Genomic DNA, 19,726 nt, shown 5'->3' on the forward strand with positions numbered 1-19,726 from the left:
CGATGTCACCTCAGCTTGTCGCCTGATCCCACATCTCACGGATCACGGGGGACTCCTCGAGACGCGACTGCCAATCGATGGGATAGATCCGCTGCATCTCCTCCTCCGTCACGCCGATGAGATCGACGAGCTCAGGGTCGACCGCCGCGTTCGTCACGGAAGGCGCGTAGAACATGTTGCTCGCGAAGCCCTGCTGCGCCTCCGGATCAAGCTGTGCGTTGAGGTACGCGTAGGCGGCGTCCTTGTTCTGAGCGTTCGCGGGGATGCAGGTGGTCGAGACGAAGGTGAAGGTGCCCGACTCCGGAATCACGGTCCGGAAGTCACCGCCCGACTGCTGGCTCCACTGCGCGGCACGCGCGCGCGGACCCACCATGTAGTCGATCTCACCGGAGATGAGCCCCTGCCCGTTCTGCTCGGCCGAGCCGTACATGCGCATCAGCTCGCCGGCGTGAGTCGAGTCGTCGTATCCGGGAGACCAGTCCTCACCGGGGTCGCCGTCGGCGTGCATCACCGCGGCGGGGTAGAACACGTAGTCGAACCAGCTCGACCAGATGCCCGCGCGCTGCAGCACATCGTCGTCTTCGAAGAACTGCTCCCACTCCGTGAGGGGCTCGGCCGCGTCCGCATTGGTGATGAGCGTGATGGGCGAGTGCACATGCGGAATGCAGTAGTCATTGCGCAGGTCGGGGTCGATGTTCTCCCAGTTGGGGATCTTCGAGGTGTCGAGCTTCTCCAAGAGCCCGTCCTCAATGGGCTGTGCCTGCGCCTTCTCCGTCATGTTCACGACGTCGTAGGTGCCGGGGCCGCCGGCCTCGGCGCCCAGCTTGGTGATGAGTGCATTCACGTCGCCGGCATCGAAGACCACGCTCGTATCGGGCGAGGCCTCCTCGAACACGGGGTGAACGAACTGCTCCAGGAACCGGTCGTAGTCACCGCCGTACGAGCCGATCACGATCTGCTCATCACCCGAGCCGCTGCCGCACGCCGAGACACTCGCGACCAGCCCTGCGGCGGCGAGTGCGGCGACACTCTTGCGAACTTTCATCATTCTCTCCTCAATACATTTCCGACTGGGTGTCGGCACGTTCTGCTGCAACCGCTCGACGAGCGCGCTCCAATGTCTCTCTGGCATCGATCACAGCGCCCTTCTTCACGACTGTCTCCACACCGCCCACGCAGCGCTTCTCGCCCTCGTCGCTGTACACGGCGTGGCCGGTGCCGTAGAGCAGCTTGAGATTGCGCAGCGGATTGTCCCTGATGATCAGAAGATCGGCGTCCTTGCCGACCTCCACGGAGCCGATCTCGCTCTCTTTCTGCAGAAGCTCGGCGTTCCTCAGCGTGGCTATGCTGACGATCTCCAGCGGGCTGAAGCCCGCTTCGCGGAAGAGTTCGAGTTCCTCGACGAACCCGAACCCGAAGACGTTGTAGATGAATCCCGCATCGCTGCCGATCGCAACCTTCCCACCGCGCAGGTAGAACTCCCGGACGAACGCCATCCAGCGCTGGTAGTTGTCGCGCCAGGCGACCTCGTCCTCCGTGGTCCAGTCGAAGAAGTAGGCCCCGTGAGAAGCACGGTTGGGGGTGAAGAACCTCGAGAGAACGCCGGTGGTGAAGTCGGTGTGCCAGGGCCGGCCCTTCGCATGCGTGAGATCCCGCGAGGCGACATAGGCGACGAATGTGGGCACCAGCGTGATTCCGCTGTCCACGAGCTCGTCGATGAACGCACTCCATGCCGGATGCCCGGGCTCCGGTGCCTGCCTCCACAGACTGCCCAGTGCACGGAAGCGGTCCTGCTCGTCCACGTAGTTGTAGTCGAGCGGATACTCCTGGATCTTCTTGTCGATGAACATCGCCTCCGGAATTCCGTAGGCGTGCTCCACGCTGGTGAGGCCCCATCGGGCCGAATGGCGCACGTTGGTGCGGAGCACATCGGTCTGCGCGCGATGGCACATCGTCAGCAGCCCCATCTCCCGGGCCCGCTGCAGCGCGTGCCGGTAGACGTCCGGGCGAGCTCCGAAGAATTTCACGCCCGCGGCACCGCGGCCTTTCACATCCTCGAGCCACGCATCGATCGAAGCAGGGCTGGTCAGTTCCTCAGCCGCGCCCTGGGCGAACACCACATACGGTTCGATGGACGGCGCGATGATCTCGTTGCGGCTGCTGCGGCCTGCTTCGGAGACCACGAAGTCCAGGCCGTTCCGCAGGGAGCCGGCTTCTCTCACGGTCGTGATCCCGTGGGCGATCCAGAGGTCGTAGACGAGCTGAGCGTCGGGGGTCTGCTTCTCACCGCCGATATGGGCGTGCGCATCGATGAAGCCCGGGAGCACATAGCCCCCCTCCGCGTCGACCACGCGATCGTCCGATCCCGGCGCAAATCCCTCGAAGGGAATCCCCTCCCGGGCTCCGGGCACATAGGGCCTGATGATCTCCACGATCTTCGAGTCCTCGACGACGATGTGTGCCGGACCATAGGCAGGCGCACCGGTGCCGTCGACGACGGTGCAGTTCATGACCACGAGCCGGCCCTTCGACTCCAGGTCGACTGACCGCCCAGCAGGTATCGGCATTGATCGCTCCCCACGTCCATCGTCTGTGATGTGTAACATATTACATAGCGTCAGGTGGAACGCAAGAGCCTTGACGAATTCGACGCATCACCCGCCTCGCGCATCCGTTCCGACGACCGACGTCCAGCTGATCGCACCCGGCGGCGAGGATGCCGACAGCCGCCTGGCAGGCGGTTTGCCGCCGAGCGCGCCATGGCGGCATCGAATGCTGCGGTGGCTCCTCCCATCGGATCGCAAGGACGATGCGCCCTGGTCGCAGTGGTGAGCGTCCAGCGGCGGTCGGCATGGACGAGGGCATTTCGAGCATCGCCCTCGGCGAATTCTGCTGAGCCCCTCGATCCTCGTCCGCGCCGACTCGCCGGACTGCGCGCGCTCGCAGGTCTCACTGTCCGCTTTGAAGAGCGGTTCGCCACCCCGGATTCGCACTCGGCTGCGAAACGGCCGTCCAGGCTTTCACACACCTGCGCGAGGCGCGTATGCCGCGGCGACGGGCGCTTGGCGCCGCCCGCGTTTGCACCTTTCGACGCTCAGCCGGCGACCGTGAGCTGACACTCCGGCACCACCGTGGGATACGAGGACTTCCGGGTGGTGCGAGCCTCAGACGAACCGCATCGGGCCGGGACTTCTCTTCAATCAACCAGTCTCACTACTGCCGACATGGAGACCGGGCATACATGAAAGCCTCAGCGAACCAGGAGAAGGCGCCCCGGCCGGACATCCCTCGCGCGCATGCATGAAGCCCCGTTCATCAGCGCAGACGCTGATGAACGGGGCTTTCGCAATCTGTCGGGATAGCGGGATTCGAACCCACGACCTCCTCGTCCCGAACGAGGCGCGCTACCAAGCTGCGCTATATCCCGTATTCATCTCTCACCGCCCGGCTGGCCGGGCAACGAGAGATACTCTAGCCGATCGGCCCCGCGGAGTGAAGCCGAGCGCATGTGACCTCGCGCACTCGTCGGCGGCGGGCGGCTCTCCCACCAGCGACGGCACCGCGCATCCCACCATCGGAGCCCCGGGAGTCTGAGCCCCAGGCGTCTGAGCACCAGGGGTCGGAGCACTAGAGTTGGCACGCAGCGGGCGCCGGCCTCGGCCTGCCCGCAGCCGGGTGGGCCCAGCGCAGGCGCCCCCGAACCGAGACACCCGGAACGCACAACAGGAAGCAGGGGGTACGGATGGCTCTCACGGTCGACACGGTCGCGGACATGGCTCTGCGCATCCTCTCCGATTTCGGCCTCGGGGACCTCACGATGCGCCGCCTGGCCCGCGAACTGGGCGTCCAGCCCTCGGCCCTCTACTGGCACGTCGCGGACAAGCAGTCGCTCCTCGTCCTCCTGGCTGAGCGGATCGCCGCCGAGGCCGACGCCCTCGCAGACTCCCCGCGCGCGACGACCGCCCAGCAGAGCCAGGCCGCCCAGCCGGGCCAGGCCGCACCGGACGATCGCGCGCCGCATGCACACCTCCAGCGCCTCCTCGCCTTCCGCACCGTGCTGCTCCGCTACCGGGAGAGCGCCGAGATCGTCATCCTCGCCTATTCGATCAGCGGAGCCGCAGTCCTGCCCGCGGCCCTGCGGGAACTCACCCCCGCCGCCCGCGAACAGGCCACGGCCTTCGTCCTCGGCTCCGTCGCCATCGAGCAGAGCCGTGCCCTGTTCTCACAGAGGCCACACGCCGGGGCGGCCGCGGCCCCCGAGGAGAGCGCACCCGCGGAGGCCTTCCGCGCAGGCCTCGCCGCCCTGCTCCGGGCTCAGCCTTCCGCGAGCGCGGCCCGCAGCCTCTCCCCCGCCGCACGGAGCTCGTCCGGATCCGCCTGACCCCCGCGCTGCGCGGGGTCGAAGTCCTTGAGGGAGGTGGTCGGCCACACGTGGATGTGCACGTGCGGCACCTCGTAGCCCTGCACCATGAGCCCCACCTTCTCGCAGTCGAAGGCCCGCTCCTGAGCACGGCCGATCCGCTTCGCCACCGCGAACAGGTGCGCGGCCAGCTCGTCGTCCAGATCGACCCAGTGAGGCGTCTCCTCCCGCGGCACCACGAGCGTGTGGCCCGCCGTCATGGGCTGGACGTCGAGGAACGCCGCGCATCGCTCGTCCTCGTACACGAACTCGCCCGGGATCTCGCCCTCGATGATCTTGGTGAAGATGGTCGCCATCGCCGCTGCCTGCCTTTCGCTCCGCCGGCTCTGTCACGCTTGCTAGGGACGCGGATCACATCCGCCCCAGGACCACAGTAGCCCCCGCACACGCAGGTCTGCGCACGCCCTTCACCGGCAGGCTCGGAGTCCCGGCCGGCGGTGCAGGAGGCGGGTGAAGTCCCGGCGGCCGCCGAAGGCCGCCTCTTCCACGGCGACCACCTCACCGGCGGCATCCGTGAGCAGCGCGGTGCGCCGCGGTCCGCCCCGGGCCTCGTCCATGACCCCCATCGCCGCGGTGAGGCGCCCGTGCGGCCAGAAGTCGCTGAGCAGACGGACCGCGTCCCAGGATTCGCCCAGCTCGCGCTCCGCCCATGCCCGCAGCGCGTACTTGGAGTCGCAGGAGACCACGAGGACCGCAGCGCCCTCGGCGGCGAACGCAGGCGCCGAGGCCGCGAGCTCCCTCAGCTCGGAGGCGCACACGGGCGTGAAGGCATAGGGCACGAAGGCGAGCAGCAGCCCGTTTCCCCGCGCAGCCTCGGCGCGGAGCGACACCTCCTCCCCGGTGTGCGCGGGGAGGACGATGTCGGGCAGCGTCACCCGTAGTTCTTCTTCCCCACCAGACGGCAGGCCGACCAGTCCGGGACGGTGCTCACGGTGCGGGTCACGTGCATTCCAGCCGTCGGGGCGGCGTCGGAGATGTCGACGGGGCGGATGTGCCCGGGGCGGTTCGCCTTCGGGGTGAGCAGCCAGATGAAGCCGCCCTCGGCCAGGGTGGTCTGCGCATCGACGATCGCATCCGTGAGGTCCGGGTCGTCCGAACGCCACCACATGAGGATCGCGTCGAACACCTCCTCGACGTCCTCATCGGCCATCTCCTCGCCGATCGCCGCCTCGATGGACTCGCGCAGAGCGAAGTCGACGTCTTCGTCGTACCCGATCTCCTGTACGTACTGTCCCCGTCTGAAGTCGAGCGAGGCGGCTGCGGAGTCCTGAATTTTCCTCTCTGAGGCAGAAGTGCTCATGCGACCATTCTCCACATCTGCGGCGCAAGCGAGCAAACGACGCGCTGGGAGACCGGTGCACCGCCGGTCGCGGTCCGCGCGCCCGCGGCACTGCGCGAGTCGAAGAACACACAGGCGGATTCCCACGAAGAGAGCCTGCGGACCGGCAGAGCCCATATGCTTAGGTGACATCCGAACGCGGAGCGGACGGCGTCGTCATGCGCGCACGCCCGCCTGCCCGCGGGTGCTGAAACCCCAGACAGCACGTGAACTTCGTGAGGAGGACTGCCGTGCCCGACAACCCCCGAGGACCGATCCTCAACGGGCTCCCGAGCCAGGTGCCGGACATCGATCCGGAGGAGACGCAGGAGTGGCTGGAGTCTCTCGACTCCCTCATCGCCGAGGCCGGTCCCGCCCGCGCCCGCTACGTCATGCTGAGCCTGCTCGAGAAGGCCCGCATGTCCAATGTGGGCGTGCCGAGCCTGACCGCGACCGACTACATCAACACGATCGGCCCCGAGGCCGAGCCGTGGTTCCCCGGCGACGAGGAGGTCGAGCGCAAGTACCGCAGGTGGAACCGGTGGAACGCAGCCATGCTCGTCCACCGCTCGCAGCGCCCCGGGATCGAGGTCGGCGGCCACATCTCCACCTACGCCGGTGCGGCGACGCTGTACGAGGTGGGCCTCAACCACTTCTTCCGCGGCAAGGACCACCCCGGCGGCGGCGACCACGTCTTCTTCCAGGGCCACGCCTCCCCCGGCATGTACGCCCGCGCCTACCTCGAGGGCCGCCTGAGCGAGGATCAGCTCGACGGCTTCCGCCAGCAGGCCAGCCACGTGGTGGACGGGAAGAACCTGGGCATGCCCTCGTACCCGCACCCCCGCCAGATGCCCGACTTCTGGGAGCACCCCACCGTCTCGATGGGCCTCGGCCCCATGAACGCGATCGCGCAGGCGCAGTTCGACAAGTACCTGCACAACCGCGGGATCAAGGACACCTCGCAGCAGCACACCTGGGCCTTCCTCGGCGACGGCGAGCTGGACGAGCCGGAGAGCCGCGGCATGCTCCACGTCGCCGCCTATGAGGAGCTCGACAACCTCACGTTCGTCGTCAACTGCAATCTGCAGCGCCTCGACGGTCCCGTCCGCGGCAACGGGAAGATCATCCAGGAGCTCGAGTCCTTCTTCCGCGGCGCCGGCTGGAACGTCATCAAGGTCGTCTGGGGCCGTGAATGGGACGCCCTGCTGGCGAAGGACCGCGACGGGGCGCTCATCAACCTCATGAACCAGACGCCGGACGGCGACTACCAGACCTACAAGGCGGAGAACGGCGGCTTCGTCCGCGACAACTTCTTCGGCCGCGATCCCCGCACCAAGGCCCTCGTCGAGAACTACACCGACGAGGAGATCTGGAACCTCAAGCGCGGCGGCCACGACTACCGCAAGGTCTACGCCGCCTACCGCGCGGCGATGGCCCACACGGGACAGCCCACCGTCGTCCTCGTGAAGACCGTCAAGGGCTACTCGCTCGGCCCCACCTTCGAGGCGCGCAACGCCACGCACCAGATGAAGAAGATGACGGTCGAGGACCTCAAGCTGGCCCGCGACCACTTCTCGATCCCGATCACGGACAAGGAGCTCGAGGAGAACCCGAAGAAGCCGCCGTACTATCATCCCGGCGAGGACGACCCGGCCATCGAGTACCTGCGGGAGCGCCGCCGCGCGCTCGGGGGCTTCCTCCCCGAGCGCCGGTCCAAGCACACCCAGGTCTCCCTCCCCGGCGACAAGGCCTATGCGGTCGCCAAGCGCGGCTCCGGCTCGCAGGAGATCGCGACGACGATGGGCTTCGTCCGCGTCCTCAAGGACCTCATGCGGGACAAGGAGTTCGGCAACCGCATCGTGCCGATCATCCCGGACGAGGCGCGCACCTTCGGCATGGACTCGTTCTTCCCCACCGCGAAGATCTACAACCCGCACGGGCAGAACTACATCTCCGTGGACCGCGACCTCTTCCTCGCCTACAAGGAGTCACCGCAGGGCCAGCTCCTCCACGTGGGCATCAACGAGGCCGGCGCCACCGCCGCGCTCACCGCCGTGGGCACCTCCTACGCCACCCACGGCCAGCCCATGATCCCGTTCTACATCTTCTACTCGATGTTCGGGTTCCAGCGCACCGGCGACTTCTTCTGGGCCGCCGGCGACCAGATGGCGCGCGGCTTCGTCATGGGCGCCACCGCCGGGCGCACCACGCTCACCGGCGAGGGCCTGCAGCACGGCGACGGCCATTCGCCGCTGCTCGCCTCGACCTACCCCTCGGTGATCTCCTACGACCCCGCCTACGTCTACGAGATCGGCCACATCGTGCGCGCCGGCATCGAGCGGATGTACGGCCAGGATCCGGAGAACCCCGCCGTCGATCCGAACGTGCTCTACTACATCACCCTGTACAACGAGCCCATGCCCCAGCCGGCCGAGCCCGAGGACCTCGACGTCGACGGGCTGCTGCGCGGCATCTACAAGCTCGCCGACGGTCCGGACAACGGCGGGCCCAAGGTGCAGCTGCTGGCCTCCGGCGTCGCCGTGGCCTGGGCGCTCGAGGCCCAGCGCATGCTCGACGAGGACTGGGGCGTGAGCGCGGACGTCTGGTCCGTCACCTCGTGGTCGGAGCTGCGCCGCGACGGCCTGGCCGCGGACGAGGAGCGCCTGCTCAACCCCGGCGAGGACGTCCGCGTGCCCTATGTCACGCAGGTGCTCGGCAAGGCCGAGGGGCCGGTCATCGCGACGAGCGACTACATGCGCGCCGTGCAGGACCAGATCCGCCAGTACGTCCCCGGTCACTACACCTCGCTCGGCGCGGACGGCTACGCGATCTCGGACACCCGCCCGGCCGCGCGCCGGAAGTTCCTCATCGACGGCGCCTCGATGACGGTGCAGGCGCTCATCAGCCTCGCCGACACCGGCAGGATCGACCTCTCCAAGGCCGCCGAGGCCGCGGAGCGGTACCAGCTCGACGATCCCACCGCGGGCACCTCGGGCTCCCTCGAGGGCGGCGCGGCCTGAGCGGCTGAGCAGCGCTCCTCCGTCCGCTGACACCGGGCCCGAGGCCGGAGCGGCTCCACTGGGAGCCGCTCCGGCCTCGGGCCCGGTCTGGCTCTGACCTCCAATGCCTTTATCGCCGGGCACGATGCCTTGTCGTGTCACAACAAGAGCGCACTGCGGAGGGACTGTAGGGTGACGACCATGTCGACACAGCAGACCTCAGCCTCACCCGAGCTCCGGGGCCGCGCGGAGACGGTGCGCCGGCTCAAGGCCGGGCAGGCCCAGCTCGCCAAGCTCACCGTCCAGCGCCTCGACTCCCAGCTCCCGTGGTACCGCAGCATGGAGCCCGCGGACCGGCAGTGGGTGTCCGTCGTCGCGACCTCGGGCATCTCCTCGTTCGTGGACTGGTACCGTGACCCGCAGACCCCGCTGCGCATGGTGCTCGACATCTTCCGCTCAGCCCCGCGCGAGCTCGTCCGCGCCGTCTCACTCCAGCAAACGCTCCAGCTGCTCCGCGTCGTGGTGCAGGTCGTCGAGGAGCGGGTCCCGGACCTCGCCCGCTCCCCGGAGCAGGCCGAGCTCAAGGAGGCCGTCCTCGTCTACTCCCGCGAGATCGCCTTCGCCGCCGCCGATGTCTATGCCCGTGCCGCCGAAGCCCGCGGCAGCTGGGACGCCCGCCTCGAGGCGATGGTGGTCGACGCCCTCGTACGCGGGGACTCCGTCGACGAGCTCGCGAGCCGCTCGGCGGCCTTCGGCTGGCAGTCCCAGGGACGGGTGACGGTGGTGCTGGGGCGCGCCCCCCGGCGCTCGGCGCACAAGAGCATTGACGAGATCCGCAGGGCGGCGCGGAAATGGGCCGAGGACGTGCTCGTCGGCATCCATGACGATCGCCTGCTCATCGTGCTCGGCGGCGCCGAGGACGTCGACCGCGCCGCGGAGGCCCTCTCGCACTTCTACGGTCCCTCGCACGTCGTCGTCGGGCCCGAGGTCGCCTCACTCGCAGCCGCCGGCACCTCTGCGGCCTCGGCGCTGTGGGCGCTGCGGACGGCCTCGGCCTGGCAGTCCGTCCCCCGGCCCGTGCACGCGGACGAACTGCTGCCCGAGCGCGCGATCGCCGGCGACGAGGCCGCCGTCGACGCGCTCATCGACCGCTTCCACGCCCCCCTCGCCGCCGGCAGCGGCAACCTCCTCGAGACCGTCGCCTCCTATCTCGACCACGGGGGCTCGCTCGAGGCCACCGGCCGCTCCCTGCAGGTCCACCCCAACACGGTCCGGTACCGGCTGAAGAAGATCACGGAGCTCGTGGGCCTCGATCCCACCCAGCCGCGCCCGTCCTTCGTCATCCGCATCGCATTGGTGTTCGGCCGACTGTCTGCGGTCGGACAGTTATCGAGCTCCCACAAACAGGGCTCCGGCGGCTGAGCCCTGTCGTACTGTGCAAGACTGAATCGAACGATGGGAAGAACATCTCGTGCTAGTGACAGCATGCCCTGGACAGGGCGCACAGAAGGCCGGGTTCCTGAGCTCCTGGCTCGAACTGCCCGGCTTCGCCGCCTCCCTCGACGAGCTCGCCGAGGCCTCCGGCATCGACCTGGCCGCCCACGGCACCGTCTCCGATGACGCGACCATCACCGACACCGCGCTCGCGCAGCCGCTCCTCGTCGCGGCGGCGATCGCGAGCTGGCGGGAGATCTTCGGCGCCGCCGAGGAGCCCCTGACCACCGATGTCGTCGCCGGCCACAGCGTGGGCGAGATCGGCGCGGCGCACATCGCCGGCATCCTCTCCGCGGCCGAGGCCATGCAGCTGGTGCAGGCCCGCGGCGCGGCGATGGCCCGGGCGGCCGCTGAGGCCCCCTCGGGCATGGCCGCCGTGGTGGGCGGCGATCCCGAGCAGGTGCTGACCGCCATAGCCGAGGCCGGGCTCGAGCCCGCCAACGTCAACGGCGGCGGGCAGACGGTGGCCGCGGGCGGCACGGACGCCATCGCGGCGTTCGCGGAGAACCCCCCGGAGCGCGCCCGCGTCATCCCGCTCAAGGTCGCCGGCGCCTTCCACACCTCGTACATGGGCAGCGCCACAGAGGCCGTCGCCGAGACTGCGGCCGCGCTCACGGCCGCAGATCCGCGGATCCCGATCCTCACGAACGCCGACGGCTCCCGCGTGGAGTCCGGCAGGGCCTACCTCGACCTCCTCGTCAGCCAGGTCACGAGCCCCGTGCGCTGGGACCTCTGCCAGGCCGCGCTCCTCGAGGCGGGCGTGACCGGCATCCTCGAGCTCACCCCCGGCGGCACGCTCACGGGGCTCGCCAAGCGCGCCATGAAGGGCGTCGAGGTGTTCGCCGTCAAGAGCGCGGACGATATCGAGGCCGCGCGCGAATTCGTGCGCGGCCACGCCCGGTCCTGACCGTCCCATCCGAGAGGAACCTCCCATGACCACACTCACCACCACCGAGGCCGGTCGCTTCTCGCGCATCAGCGGGATCGGCGGATACCGCTCCGAGCACGCCGTGCCCAACGAGGCGCTCGTGGGACCGATCGACTCCTCCGACGAGTGGATCCGCCAGCGCACCGGCATCGTCACCCGCCATCGTGCGGGCAAGGACGTGGGCGTGCTCGAGATGTCCGAGGAGGCCGCGGTCGAGGCCATCGCCAACGCCGGCCTCAAGCCCGAGGACATCGGCGGCATCATCATCGCCACCGTGACCTTCGGCATTCCCACGCCCTCGGCGGCCTCGGCACTGACCACCCGCCTCGGGACCGGCCCCGTGCCTGCCTGGGACATCTCCGCGGCCTGCGCCGGCTACTGCTATGCGATCGCGCAGGCCGACGGCCTCGTGCGCTCGGGCACGATGGACAACATCCTGGTCGTGGGCGTGGAGAAGCTCTCCGACTTCGTCGACCCCACCGACCGCTCCATCTCGTTCCTCCTGGGCGACGGTGCCGGTGCTGTGGTCGTCTCCTCCTCCGAGACGCCCGGGATCTCCGCGAGCGTGTGGGGCTCCAAGGGCGAGAACTGGGAGACGATCCGCGTCACCAACTCATTCCTCTCCCTCAAGGACGACCCCGAGGCGCCGTTCCCGACGCTGCGCCAGGACGGCCCCAGCGTGTTCCGCTGGGCCGTGTGGGAGATGGCCGATGTCGCACGGCAGGCTCTCGAGGCCGCGGGCGTCGCGCCGGAGGATCTCGGGGCCTTCATCCCCCATCAGGCGAACATGCGCATCATCGACGAACTCGCCAAACAGCTGAAGCTGCCCGAGTCCGTGAAGATCGGCCGTGACATCGCCGACAACGGCAACACCTCTGCCGCCTCGATCCCGCTGGCCACCGAGCGTCTGCTGCGGGAGAACCCGGATCTGCACGGCAAGCTGGCCCTGCAGATCGGCTTCGGCGCGGGCCTCGTGTACGGGGCCCAGGTGGTCGTCCTCCCCTGACCCGTCCGTCGGGCGCACCCTGAAGGTGCGCGCCCGATGACGTAAGATCGGCGCGGGATCGTCGTCGAATCACGTTTCCTGCCCACTCGGCCCCGGTGCGCGCACGCGCACGGGACCGGTCGGACACAATGAAAGAAGGAAAGACAATGGCACACAGCGAAGCTGACGTCCTCGCAGGACTGGCAGAGATCGTCAACGAGGAGACCGGCCTGGAGACCTCGGCCGTCGAGGCCTCCAAGTCGTTCACCGACGACCTGGACATCGACTCGATCTCGATGATGACCATCGTGGTCAACGCAGAGAAGAAGTTCGGCGTGAAGATCCCGGACGACGACGTCAAGGACCTCGTCACCGTCCAGGACGCGGTCGACTACATCGTGAAGGCCCAGCAGGCCTGACCCCTCCCGTCGGTGGGGCCGGGAGAACCTCGGCCCCGCTGCGGACCCCCTTCGATTCGACGAGGTTCACACAATGACTTCCACTGTCGTCGTCACAGGCCTCGGCGCCGTGACGCCCATCGGCGCTACCGCCCCGGACACCTGGCAGGCCGCACTCGCCGGCACGCCGGGCGCACACACCCTCGACAACGACTGGTCCGAGAAGTACGAGATCCCGGTCGACTTCGCCGCGACGGTGCCGGCCGAGCTCACTGCGGACAAGCTGAAGAAGGTCGAGGCCAAGCGCCTCGATCCCTCCAGCCGGTTCGCGCTCATCAGCGCCCGTGAGGCGCTCACCGATGCGGGTCTGCGGGGTGAGGACGGGGCCGCCGAGATCGATCCGGAGCGCACCGCGGTCTCCTGGGCCACAGGCATCGGCGGCGTCTGGACCCTGCTCGACGCCTGGGACACCCTTCGCGAGGAGGGCGCCCGGCGCGTCATGCCTCTCACGGTCCCCATGCTCATGCCCAACGGCCCCGCGGCCGCGATCGGCATGGACGTCTCCGCGCGGGCGGGCGTGCAGACCGTCGTCTCCGCCTGCGCCTCCTCGACCGAGAGCCTCGGACAGGCCTACGAGATGATCGCCTCGGGCCGTGCGGACGTCGTGATCGCCGGCGGCTCCGAGTCCGCCGTGCACCCCATCACGCTGGCCGCCTTCTCCTCGATGCGCGCGCTCTCGCGCCGCAACGACTCCCCCGAGACCGCCTCCCGGCCCTATGACGTGGACCGCGACGGCTTCGTCATGGGCGAGGGCTCCGGCGCGATCATCCTCGAGTCGGAGGAGCACGCCCGCGCCCGCGGCGCCCGCGTCTACGCCCGGCTGGCGGGCTGGGGGCTGTCGAACGACTCGCACCACATCACGGCGAACGAGCCGGAGGGCGCGCACGCCCTGCGCGCCATGCGCTTCGCACTCGAGCAGGGCGGTCTCACGCCGGGCGATCTGGCCCATGTGAATGCGCACGCCACCTCGACCCCCGTGGGCGACATCCCCGAGTCGATCGCGATCAACGAGCTGCTCGGCGCCCACGTGGACTCCGCGCTGGTCTCGGGCACCAAGTCGATGACGGGTCACCTGCTCGGAGGCGCGGGCGCGGTCGAGGCGATCTTCACGATCCTCGCCCTCCACCACCGCACCGCTCCCCCGACGATCAACATCAGCGAGGTCGACCCCAAGGTCAACCTCAACATCGTGCGGGACACCCCGGTCGAGCTGCCCGCGGGCGACCTGGCCGCGATCTCGAACTCCTTCGGCTTCGGCGGGCACAACGCGGTCGTCGCGTTCACCACGGCCTGAGCTCCAACCACGGCCTGAGCTCCAACCACGGCCTGAGCATCTGCGAAAGGGGCCGGTCCGCACTGCTGACAGCAGGCTGCGGACCGGCCCCTCCTCGGCTTCCCCCCTCAGTCGCCGGCGCTCTCCTTCGTCCTGCGCTCGCTCTCACGTCTCAGGGCCTCGACGAGTTCGTCCTTCCGCATGGTCGAGCGCCCGCGGATGTCCAGCTCCCGCGCGAGATCGAGCAGGTGCTCCTTGCTCGCATTCGCGTCCACCCCGCCGGCCGTGGAGCCGCCCTCCCCCCGGCCGCCGGCCGCGCGCTCGTCCGAGGGCCCGCTCTCGGCCTTGGGCCGCCAGCGGTCGCCCACCTTCTCGTGCGTGTGCTTGAGCGCGGCCCACGCCGTCCGGTGCGCCCGCTCCTCGTCGCGATACTGGTCCATCGCGGAGTCATAAGCCTCCGCGAACGTGCGCTGCGCCAGCGCATCGGACCGCTGGAGCGTCTGCGGCAGCTCGCCCTTCCGGGGGTCTCCGCTCTTCGTCGTCTTCGGCATCGTGACCTGTCCTCCTCGTGGCAGCGTCCTCGGGAGCGATGCGTCCGTGCGGACGCGGCGATGTGTGCGCCACACTACACCTCCGCCCCGGCCCGGCGACCGCCCCCGGGTGGGGTCCCTCACATTCCCGGAGGCTGCTTTGCGAGCTCCGCAGGGCACTGCTAGAGTGATCTCTCGTGTTCGGATGACGAGCACTCTTCCTCCGTAGCTCAGTTGGCAGAGCATTCGACTGTTAATCGAAGGGTCGCTGGTTCGAGCCCAGCCGGGGGAGCCGACGGGAATGCGCAGACCACGCGCTTCGCCCGTCAGGCGCACACGGTGCGCCATAACCGCATAGCCGTCCGCTCGCGGACGCATTCCTCCGTAGCTCAGTTGGCAGAGCATTCGACTGTTAATCGAAGGGTCGCTGGTTCGAGCCCAGCCGGGGGAGCCGATCAGCAGGGCCTCTTGCCTCTCAGGCAAGGGGCCCTGCTGCTGCTCCCGAGGCCTCCTCGGACATGGCCTGGCTCACTTCCCGCCTCCCTGTGCGCGCCCTGTCAGGATGCGCACGGCCGGAGTCAGTATCGTTGCGCATGATGACCGCAATCGCCATCGGCCTCGCCCTGCTCTCGGCCGTCTCCCTCGCCTACGGGGCGCTGCTCCAGCATCGGGGAGTCAGCTCCCTGCAAGCCTCCCACGGGGCGCTGCGCCTGCGCACCCTCATGCGGCTGCTGCGCTCGGCCCCCTGGATCCTGGGCCTCCTCACGCTGGGTGCCGGTGTCGTGGCCAATGTCATCGCCCTGTCCCTGGCGCCGGTCATGGTCGTCCAGCCGGTGGGAGCCGTCTCCCTCATCATCTCCGTGGGCCTCGGCGCCCTTCACCGCGGCCTCGCTGCCGATGCCCGCATGATCCGCGCCGTGGTCGGCTGCGGTGCCGGCGTCGTGGGCTTCGTCGTCGCCTCCGCCCTCATCGCGACCTCCACTCCCACCACCGCACCCGAGGCCACGGCCCTGACCGTCATCGGCCTCGCCGGCGCGGGTCTGGGCATCGTGTGCATGCTGACCTGGCGCCGTCCCCCGCAGCTCGTGCTCATCACGGGAGCCGGGATCCTGTTCGCCTTCTGCGCCACCAACGTCCATGTGGTGAGCTCGACCCTCGTCACGGCCGGCCTCTCCCCCGCCGCGCTCGCGCACCTGCCCTGGTGGAACGCTGGCGCGCTGGCGGCCTCCGGCCTCGTGGGCTCCTGGTTCGTCCAGTCCGCCTATGCCTCCGGTCCTCCGGAGATGGTGATCGCGGGCCTCACGGTCATCGACCCCATCGTCGCGGTGCTCCTCGGCATCCTCGTCCTGGGCGAGGCGCAGAACGCCACCGCCGGCTCGCTGGTCGCCATGCTGCTGTGCGGCGCGCTGGCCTGCGCCTCCGTCGTCACCCTCTCGCGGTACCACCCCGATGCCGTCGCGGCCGAACGCCGCCGTTCCGCGCTCAAGCACGGCGCTCCCCCGGACGGCGGAGCGCCCCGAACCCCACCCACGGAAGAGGTGTCCGATCCTGCGCACCAGTGACCGCCGCCCCGCCCCGCTGCGCATCGCCATCGCCGCGGAGACCTATCCGCCGGAGATCAACGGCGCCGCGACCTTCGCCTCGCGCCTGGCCGCAGGGCTCGCCGCGCGCGGCCACGAGGTGCACGTCATCGCCCCCTCGGCCTCCGGCCTGCCCAGTGCCCGGGAGGAGGACGGCGTGCGGGTGCACCGCGTGCGCTCACACCACTGGCCCCTGCATCCCACGTGGATGATCTGCCTGCCGTGGCAGACGGGTCCGGAGGTGGCCCGGCTGCTCGATACGATCGCACCGGACGTCGTCCACACGCAGGCGCACTTCGTGCTGGGCCGCTACGCCTTCTCGCTCGCGGCGGCCCGCGGCATCCCGGTGGTCGCGACCAACCACTTCATGCCGGACAACGTCCGCCCGTACGTGCGCGCCCCCCGCCCGCTCATCGACGGGGCCACGGCGCTGGCCTGGAAGGACCTCCGCGCGCGCTTCCAGCGCGCGGACCGGATCACGGTGCCCACGCAGCTCGCGAGCGATCTGCTCACCCAGAACGGCTTCGACCACCCCATCGAGGCCGTCAGCTGCGGCATCGACCTGTCCTCCTTCGACGAGGCGCATGCCGAGGCGCAGGCGCAGACCGAGGCACAGGCCGCCGGGCCCCAGGCCCCCTCCGTCCTCTTCGTGGGCAGACTCTCGCAGGAGAAGCACCCCGAGACCCTCGTCGAGGCGCTCGCGCTCACGGACCCCGCACACGGGCTCGAGGTCCGCATCGTGGGCGAGGGCGATCAGGCGCCCCGGCTGCTCGAGCTCGCCGCCGAACGCGGCGTGGCCGAGCGGGTCCATCTGCTCGGCAAGATCAGCGACGCACAGCTGCGCCGGGAGTACGCGCGCGCCTCGTTCTTCTGCATGCCCTCGACGGCGGAGCTGCAGTCCATCGCGACACTGGAGGCCCTGGCCTCCGGCCTGCCCGTGGTGCTCGCGGACGCGGTCGCTCTCCCGCACCTCGTGCGCGACGGCGAGAACGGGCATCTGTTCCGCCCCCGCGAGGCGGCGGACCTCGCGGCCAAGCTCACCTCGCTGCTCACCGCCGCGCCCGAGGAGATAGCGCGCATGCAGGAGGCCTCGCGCGCCCTCGTGGCCGTCCACGACATCCGCCGGACGATCGCCCGCTACGAGGAGATCTACCGCGAGGTCATCGCAGAGCGCGCATGAGCCCCGCACGCGTTGGCGTCCGGGTCGAACACCACCGGCTCCCGGACCATCCGCGCGGGGTCGAAGCCGGCCAGCGCATCATCGAGACCGGTCCAGGGGCCGAAACCCAGGGACTCCCCCATCCAGGCCCACAGGTCGAAGCCCGTGCCGGCGAGCTGCGCGAGGGTGACCGCGCCGTCCCGCTTGGCGAGCCTCTGCCCCGTGGGACCGAGCACGAGCGGCACGTGCGCGTACTGCGGCACGGGCAGGCCCAGCAGCTCGGCCAGGTGCGCCTGCCGCGGCGCGGAGGACGCGAGGTCGTCGCCGCGCACCACCTGGTCGATCCCCATCTCGCCGTCGTCCACGACGACGGCGAGGTTGTAGGCCCAGACGCCGTCCCCGCGCCGCAGCACGAGATCGTCGAGGCGCGCCGTGACCTCGCCCCGCACCTCGTCGCCCACAGTGCGCTCGCCGCCGTCGGTGCGCAAGCGCAGGGCGGGGCTCCGGCCCTGCGAGCGCAGCCGCTCCCTCGCCTGTGCCCGCTGCCCCTCATCGAGGTCGCGGCAGGTCCCGGGATACGCTCCCGGCGGCGCATGCGGGGCGCTGGGGGCGGCGAGGATGTCCCTGCGCGAGCAGAAGCACTCGTAGACGAGCCCGGCCTCCTCCAGGCGCGCACACGCATCGGCGTAGCCTGCCGTGCGCGCCGACTGCGCGACGGGCGCACCGTCGATCCGCACACCGAGGGCGCGGAACTCGGCCAGCTGGCGCTCTGCGGCCCCCGCCCGCACGCGGTCGAGGTCCTCGTCGCGCCACAGGAACCTCCGCCCGCTCCCCCGCGCCCACAGGTACGCGAGCATGCCGGTGCGCACATTGCCGATGTGGAGGTCCCCGCTGGGCGAGGGGGCGAAGCGCCCCGCGCCCTTCCCTTCAGCTGCCTGCATGCGGGCAAGCCTAGCGAGGGATGTCCTCCCGGTCCGCCCGTGGTCGGGAGACATGGGCCGCATTGCCCTTCCGGCGCGGCAGGAGTACAACTGCAACAGTGACCTCTTCCGCCGTGCCCTCCCCCGAACCCTCTCCACCCGGCTTCACCCCCGAGCAGCGCAGGATTCTCTTCGTGTCCTTCGTCGTCGCGTTCCTGTCGCTGCTGAGCGTCTCGATCGTCAACGTCGTCCTCCCGGCGATCGAGGCCTCGGTGGACGCCACCCCCGCCGCCCTGCAGTGGATCCTCTCCGGCTACGCGCTGGCGTTCGGCGTGATCCTGGTCGCCTCGGGGCGTGCGGGCGACATCTTCGGACGCGGGAGGCTGTTCGTCATCGGACTCCTCCTGTTCGGGCTCGGCTCGCTCGCGGCGGGCCTGTCCGCGGACGCACTCTGGCTCAACGCCTCGCGGGTGGTCATGGGGCTCGGCTCCGGCCTCCTCAACCCGCAGGTCACCGGGCTCATCCAGCAGTACTTCCGCGGCGCCCAGCGCGGACACGCCTTCGGCCTCTTCGGCGGGGTCATCGGCGTCTCGGTGGCAGTGGGACCGGTGCTCGGCGGCGTCCTCATCGCGGTGCTGGGGGCCGAATGGGGCTGGCGTGCGGCCTTCCTCATCAACGTCCCCTTCGTGGTCCTCGGCCTCGTGGGCGCCTTCCTCTGGCTGCCGCGCAGCGCCTGGCGCCCGGCGGAGGCTCCACGCGCCGCACAGGACCCGCGTCCGGCGCGCGGCCGCCTCGCCGACCTCGACCCCGTGGGCGTGCTCCTGCTCAGCGCGGGCATCCTGCTCATCATGCTCCCCTTCGTCGAGCGGGAGGCCGGCCCGGTCATCTGGCTGTCCCTCCTGGTCGGGCTCGTCCTCGTCGCGGCCTGGCTCGCGTGGGAGCGGCGCTTCGGCGCTGCGGGACGCGAGCCGATGGTCGACCTCGCGCTCTTCCGCACCCGCAGCTTCGCAAACGGCGCCCTGCTCATCACGGTCTACTTCCTCGGCCTCACGAGCATCTGGGTGATCCTGGCGCTGTGGATGCAGCAGGGACTGGGTCACACGGCGCTCGCCGCCGGCATGATCGGCCTGCCCTCGGCGATCGTGAGCGCCGTGCTCTCCCCGCTCGCCGGGCGGCATGTGACGCGCGTCGGCCGGTCGATGGTGCTGTGGGGCATCCTCCTCGCTCTGGCCGGGCTCATCCTCTCGGGTGCCGCCGTGCTCCTCCACTACGCCGCGGGCACGAGCGAGTGGTGGCTGCTCGCGACCCTGGCGGTCCTCGGCGCCGGGCAGGCCCTCGTCGTGGGGCCCAACCAGACGCTCGCCCTCGCCGATGTGCCCCTCCGCTACGCGGGGTCGGCCGGCGGCGTCATCCAGACCGGCCAGCGGGTGGGGACCTCCATCGGGATCGCGATGATCACCGGCATCGTGTTCTCCGTCGTCGCGGTCGCCGGCTGGGAGCTCGCGTTCCTCGTGGGCCTCGGCGTCATCACCGTCGTCATCGCGCTGGCCGGTGCGGTGGGCCTCGTCGATCTCGCGCAGGGGCGCAGGGGACGGCGCTGAGGCACCGTGCCCGGGACGCTTCCCGCGACAGGGGCGGCTGTCATGGAGCCGCCGGGCGCGG

General features: G+C 70.0%; 17 protein-coding genes and 3 tRNA genes. 12 read left to right on the plus strand and 8 right to left on the minus strand.

Annotation, left to right across the window (positions count from 1 at the left end):
* Positions 1 to 10: 10 nt before the first annotated feature.
* The 3 genes from K318_RS0104665 to K318_RS0104675 form a co-directional block, all read right to left on the minus strand.
* Positions 11 to 1,045, minus strand: coding sequence for an ABC transporter substrate-binding protein (locus K318_RS0104665; protein ID WP_029088629.1), 1,035 nt, complete (start codon positions 1,043 to 1,045; stop codon positions 11 to 13).
* Positions 1,046 to 1,055: 10 nt separating this feature from the next.
* Positions 1,056 to 2,567 (minus strand): amidohydrolase family protein, encoded by a 1,512-nt coding sequence (locus tag K318_RS19420; RefSeq protein ID WP_035280671.1) that lies wholly within the window; start codon positions 2,565 to 2,567, stop codon positions 1,056 to 1,058.
* A 786-nt stretch (positions 2,568 to 3,353) separates the two neighbouring features.
* Positions 3,354 to 3,427 (minus strand) — tRNA-Pro (locus K318_RS0104675).
* 315 nt (positions 3,428 to 3,742) lie between these two features.
* Here K318_RS0104675 and K318_RS23485 point away from each other — a divergent pair.
* The gene (locus K318_RS23485; protein WP_051297562.1) at positions 3,743 to 4,381 is read left to right on the plus strand and encodes a TetR family transcriptional regulator; all 639 of its coding nucleotides are present in this window, start codon (positions 3,743 to 3,745) and stop codon (positions 4,379 to 4,381) included.
* Here the strand turns inward: K318_RS23485 and K318_RS0104685 are convergent.
* The 3 genes from K318_RS0104685 to K318_RS0104695 all read right to left on the minus strand — a co-directional run bounded on the left by K318_RS0104685 (position 4,315) and on the right by K318_RS0104695 (position 5,720).
* The gene (locus K318_RS0104685; RefSeq protein ID WP_029088630.1) at positions 4,315 to 4,716 is read right to left on the minus strand and encodes an HIT family protein; all 402 of its coding nucleotides are present in this window, start codon (positions 4,714 to 4,716) and stop codon (positions 4,315 to 4,317) included. The genes K318_RS23485 and K318_RS0104685 overlap by 67 nt on opposite strands.
* A 111-nt stretch (positions 4,717 to 4,827) precedes the next feature.
* Complete coding sequence (locus tag K318_RS19430; RefSeq protein WP_051297563.1) at positions 4,828 to 5,295, minus strand: redoxin domain-containing protein; 468 nt, start codon at positions 5,293 to 5,295, stop codon at positions 4,828 to 4,830.
* A complete protein-coding gene (locus tag K318_RS0104695) occupies positions 5,292 to 5,720 on the minus strand; it encodes a DUF3052 domain-containing protein (protein WP_029088631.1) in 429 nt (142 codons plus the stop codon). The genes K318_RS19430 and K318_RS0104695 overlap by 4 nt, the downstream gene beginning before the upstream one ends.
* Before the next feature lie 269 nt (positions 5,721 to 5,989).
* On the opposite strand from K318_RS0104695, the gene aceE reads away from it, so the two are divergent.
* The 6 genes from aceE to K318_RS0104725 all read left to right on the plus strand — a co-directional run bounded on the left by aceE (position 5,990) and on the right by K318_RS0104725 (position 13,896).
* Positions 5,990 to 8,758 (plus strand): pyruvate dehydrogenase (acetyl-transferring), homodimeric type, encoded by a 2,769-nt coding sequence (gene aceE, locus K318_RS0104700; protein WP_029088632.1) that lies wholly within the window; start codon positions 5,990 to 5,992, stop codon positions 8,756 to 8,758.
* A 180-nt stretch (positions 8,759 to 8,938) separates the two neighbouring features.
* Complete coding sequence (locus K318_RS19435) at positions 8,939 to 10,159, plus strand: PucR family transcriptional regulator (RefSeq protein ID WP_035280675.1); 1,221 nt, start codon at positions 8,939 to 8,941, stop codon at positions 10,157 to 10,159.
* A 49-nt stretch (positions 10,160 to 10,208) separates the two neighbouring features.
* Positions 10,209 to 11,138, plus strand: coding sequence for an ACP S-malonyltransferase (locus K318_RS0104710; RefSeq protein WP_029088633.1), 930 nt, complete (start codon positions 10,209 to 10,211; stop codon positions 11,136 to 11,138).
* Positions 11,139 to 11,163: 25 nt separating this feature from the next.
* Positions 11,164 to 12,165, plus strand: coding sequence for a beta-ketoacyl-ACP synthase III (locus K318_RS0104715; RefSeq protein ID WP_029088634.1), 1,002 nt, complete (start codon positions 11,164 to 11,166; stop codon positions 12,163 to 12,165).
* 146 nt (positions 12,166 to 12,311) lie between these two features.
* The gene (locus K318_RS0104720) at positions 12,312 to 12,563 is read left to right on the plus strand and encodes an acyl carrier protein (RefSeq protein ID WP_029088635.1); all 252 of its coding nucleotides are present in this window, start codon (positions 12,312 to 12,314) and stop codon (positions 12,561 to 12,563) included.
* A 73-nt stretch (positions 12,564 to 12,636) separates the two neighbouring features.
* Positions 12,637 to 13,896 (plus strand): beta-ketoacyl-[acyl-carrier-protein] synthase family protein, encoded by a 1,260-nt coding sequence (locus tag K318_RS0104725; RefSeq protein ID WP_029088636.1) that lies wholly within the window; start codon positions 12,637 to 12,639, stop codon positions 13,894 to 13,896.
* A gap of 107 nt (positions 13,897 to 14,003) precedes the next feature.
* Here the strand turns inward: K318_RS0104725 and K318_RS0104730 are convergent, their stop codons facing one another.
* Positions 14,004 to 14,426 carry a ChaB family protein gene (locus K318_RS0104730; protein ID WP_029088637.1) on the minus strand — a complete coding sequence of 141 codons (423 nt, stop codon included), beginning with the start codon at positions 14,424 to 14,426 and terminating at the stop codon, positions 14,004 to 14,006.
* A 198-nt stretch (positions 14,427 to 14,624) separates the two neighbouring features.
* Here K318_RS0104730 and K318_RS0104735 point away from each other — a divergent pair.
* The 4 genes from K318_RS0104735 (at position 14,625) to K318_RS0104750 (ending at position 17,165) form a co-directional block, all read left to right on the plus strand.
* Positions 14,625 to 14,697: transfer RNA gene (locus K318_RS0104735), tRNA-Asn, on the plus strand.
* 86 nt (positions 14,698 to 14,783) lie between these two features.
* Positions 14,784 to 14,856: transfer RNA gene (locus K318_RS0104740), tRNA-Asn, on the plus strand.
* A gap of 145 nt (positions 14,857 to 15,001) precedes the next feature.
* Entirely contained in the window at positions 15,002 to 15,967 is a 966-nt protein-coding gene (locus K318_RS19440; RefSeq protein WP_169721445.1) for a DMT family transporter, read from the plus strand.
* On the plus strand, positions 15,855 to 17,165 hold the full coding sequence (locus K318_RS0104750) for a glycosyltransferase (protein ID WP_084499720.1): 1,311 nt from the start codon (positions 15,855 to 15,857) through the stop codon (positions 17,163 to 17,165). Before K318_RS19440 ends, K318_RS0104750 begins: the two co-directional genes overlap by 113 nt.
* Here K318_RS0104750 and gluQRS read toward each other — a convergent pair.
* Complete coding sequence (gene gluQRS, locus K318_RS0104755; protein ID WP_029088639.1) at positions 17,135 to 18,085, minus strand: tRNA glutamyl-Q(34) synthetase GluQRS; 951 nt, start codon at positions 18,083 to 18,085, stop codon at positions 17,135 to 17,137. The two genes, K318_RS0104750 and gluQRS, sit on opposite strands and share 31 nt — an antisense overlap.
* 98 nt (positions 18,086 to 18,183) lie before the next feature.
* Here gluQRS and K318_RS0104760 point away from each other — a divergent pair, with 98 nt between their 5' ends.
* On the plus strand, positions 18,184 to 19,665 hold the full coding sequence (locus K318_RS0104760) for an MFS transporter (RefSeq protein WP_245579765.1): 1,482 nt from the start codon (positions 18,184 to 18,186) through the stop codon (positions 19,663 to 19,665).
* The last annotated feature ends 61 nt before the right edge of the window (positions 19,666 to 19,726 follow it).

Origin of the sequence: Brevibacterium album DSM 18261, from assembly GCF_000426445.1 — a bacterium.
GTDB classification, from domain to species: domain Bacteria; phylum Actinomycetota; class Actinomycetes; order Actinomycetales; family Brevibacteriaceae; genus Brevibacterium; species Brevibacterium album.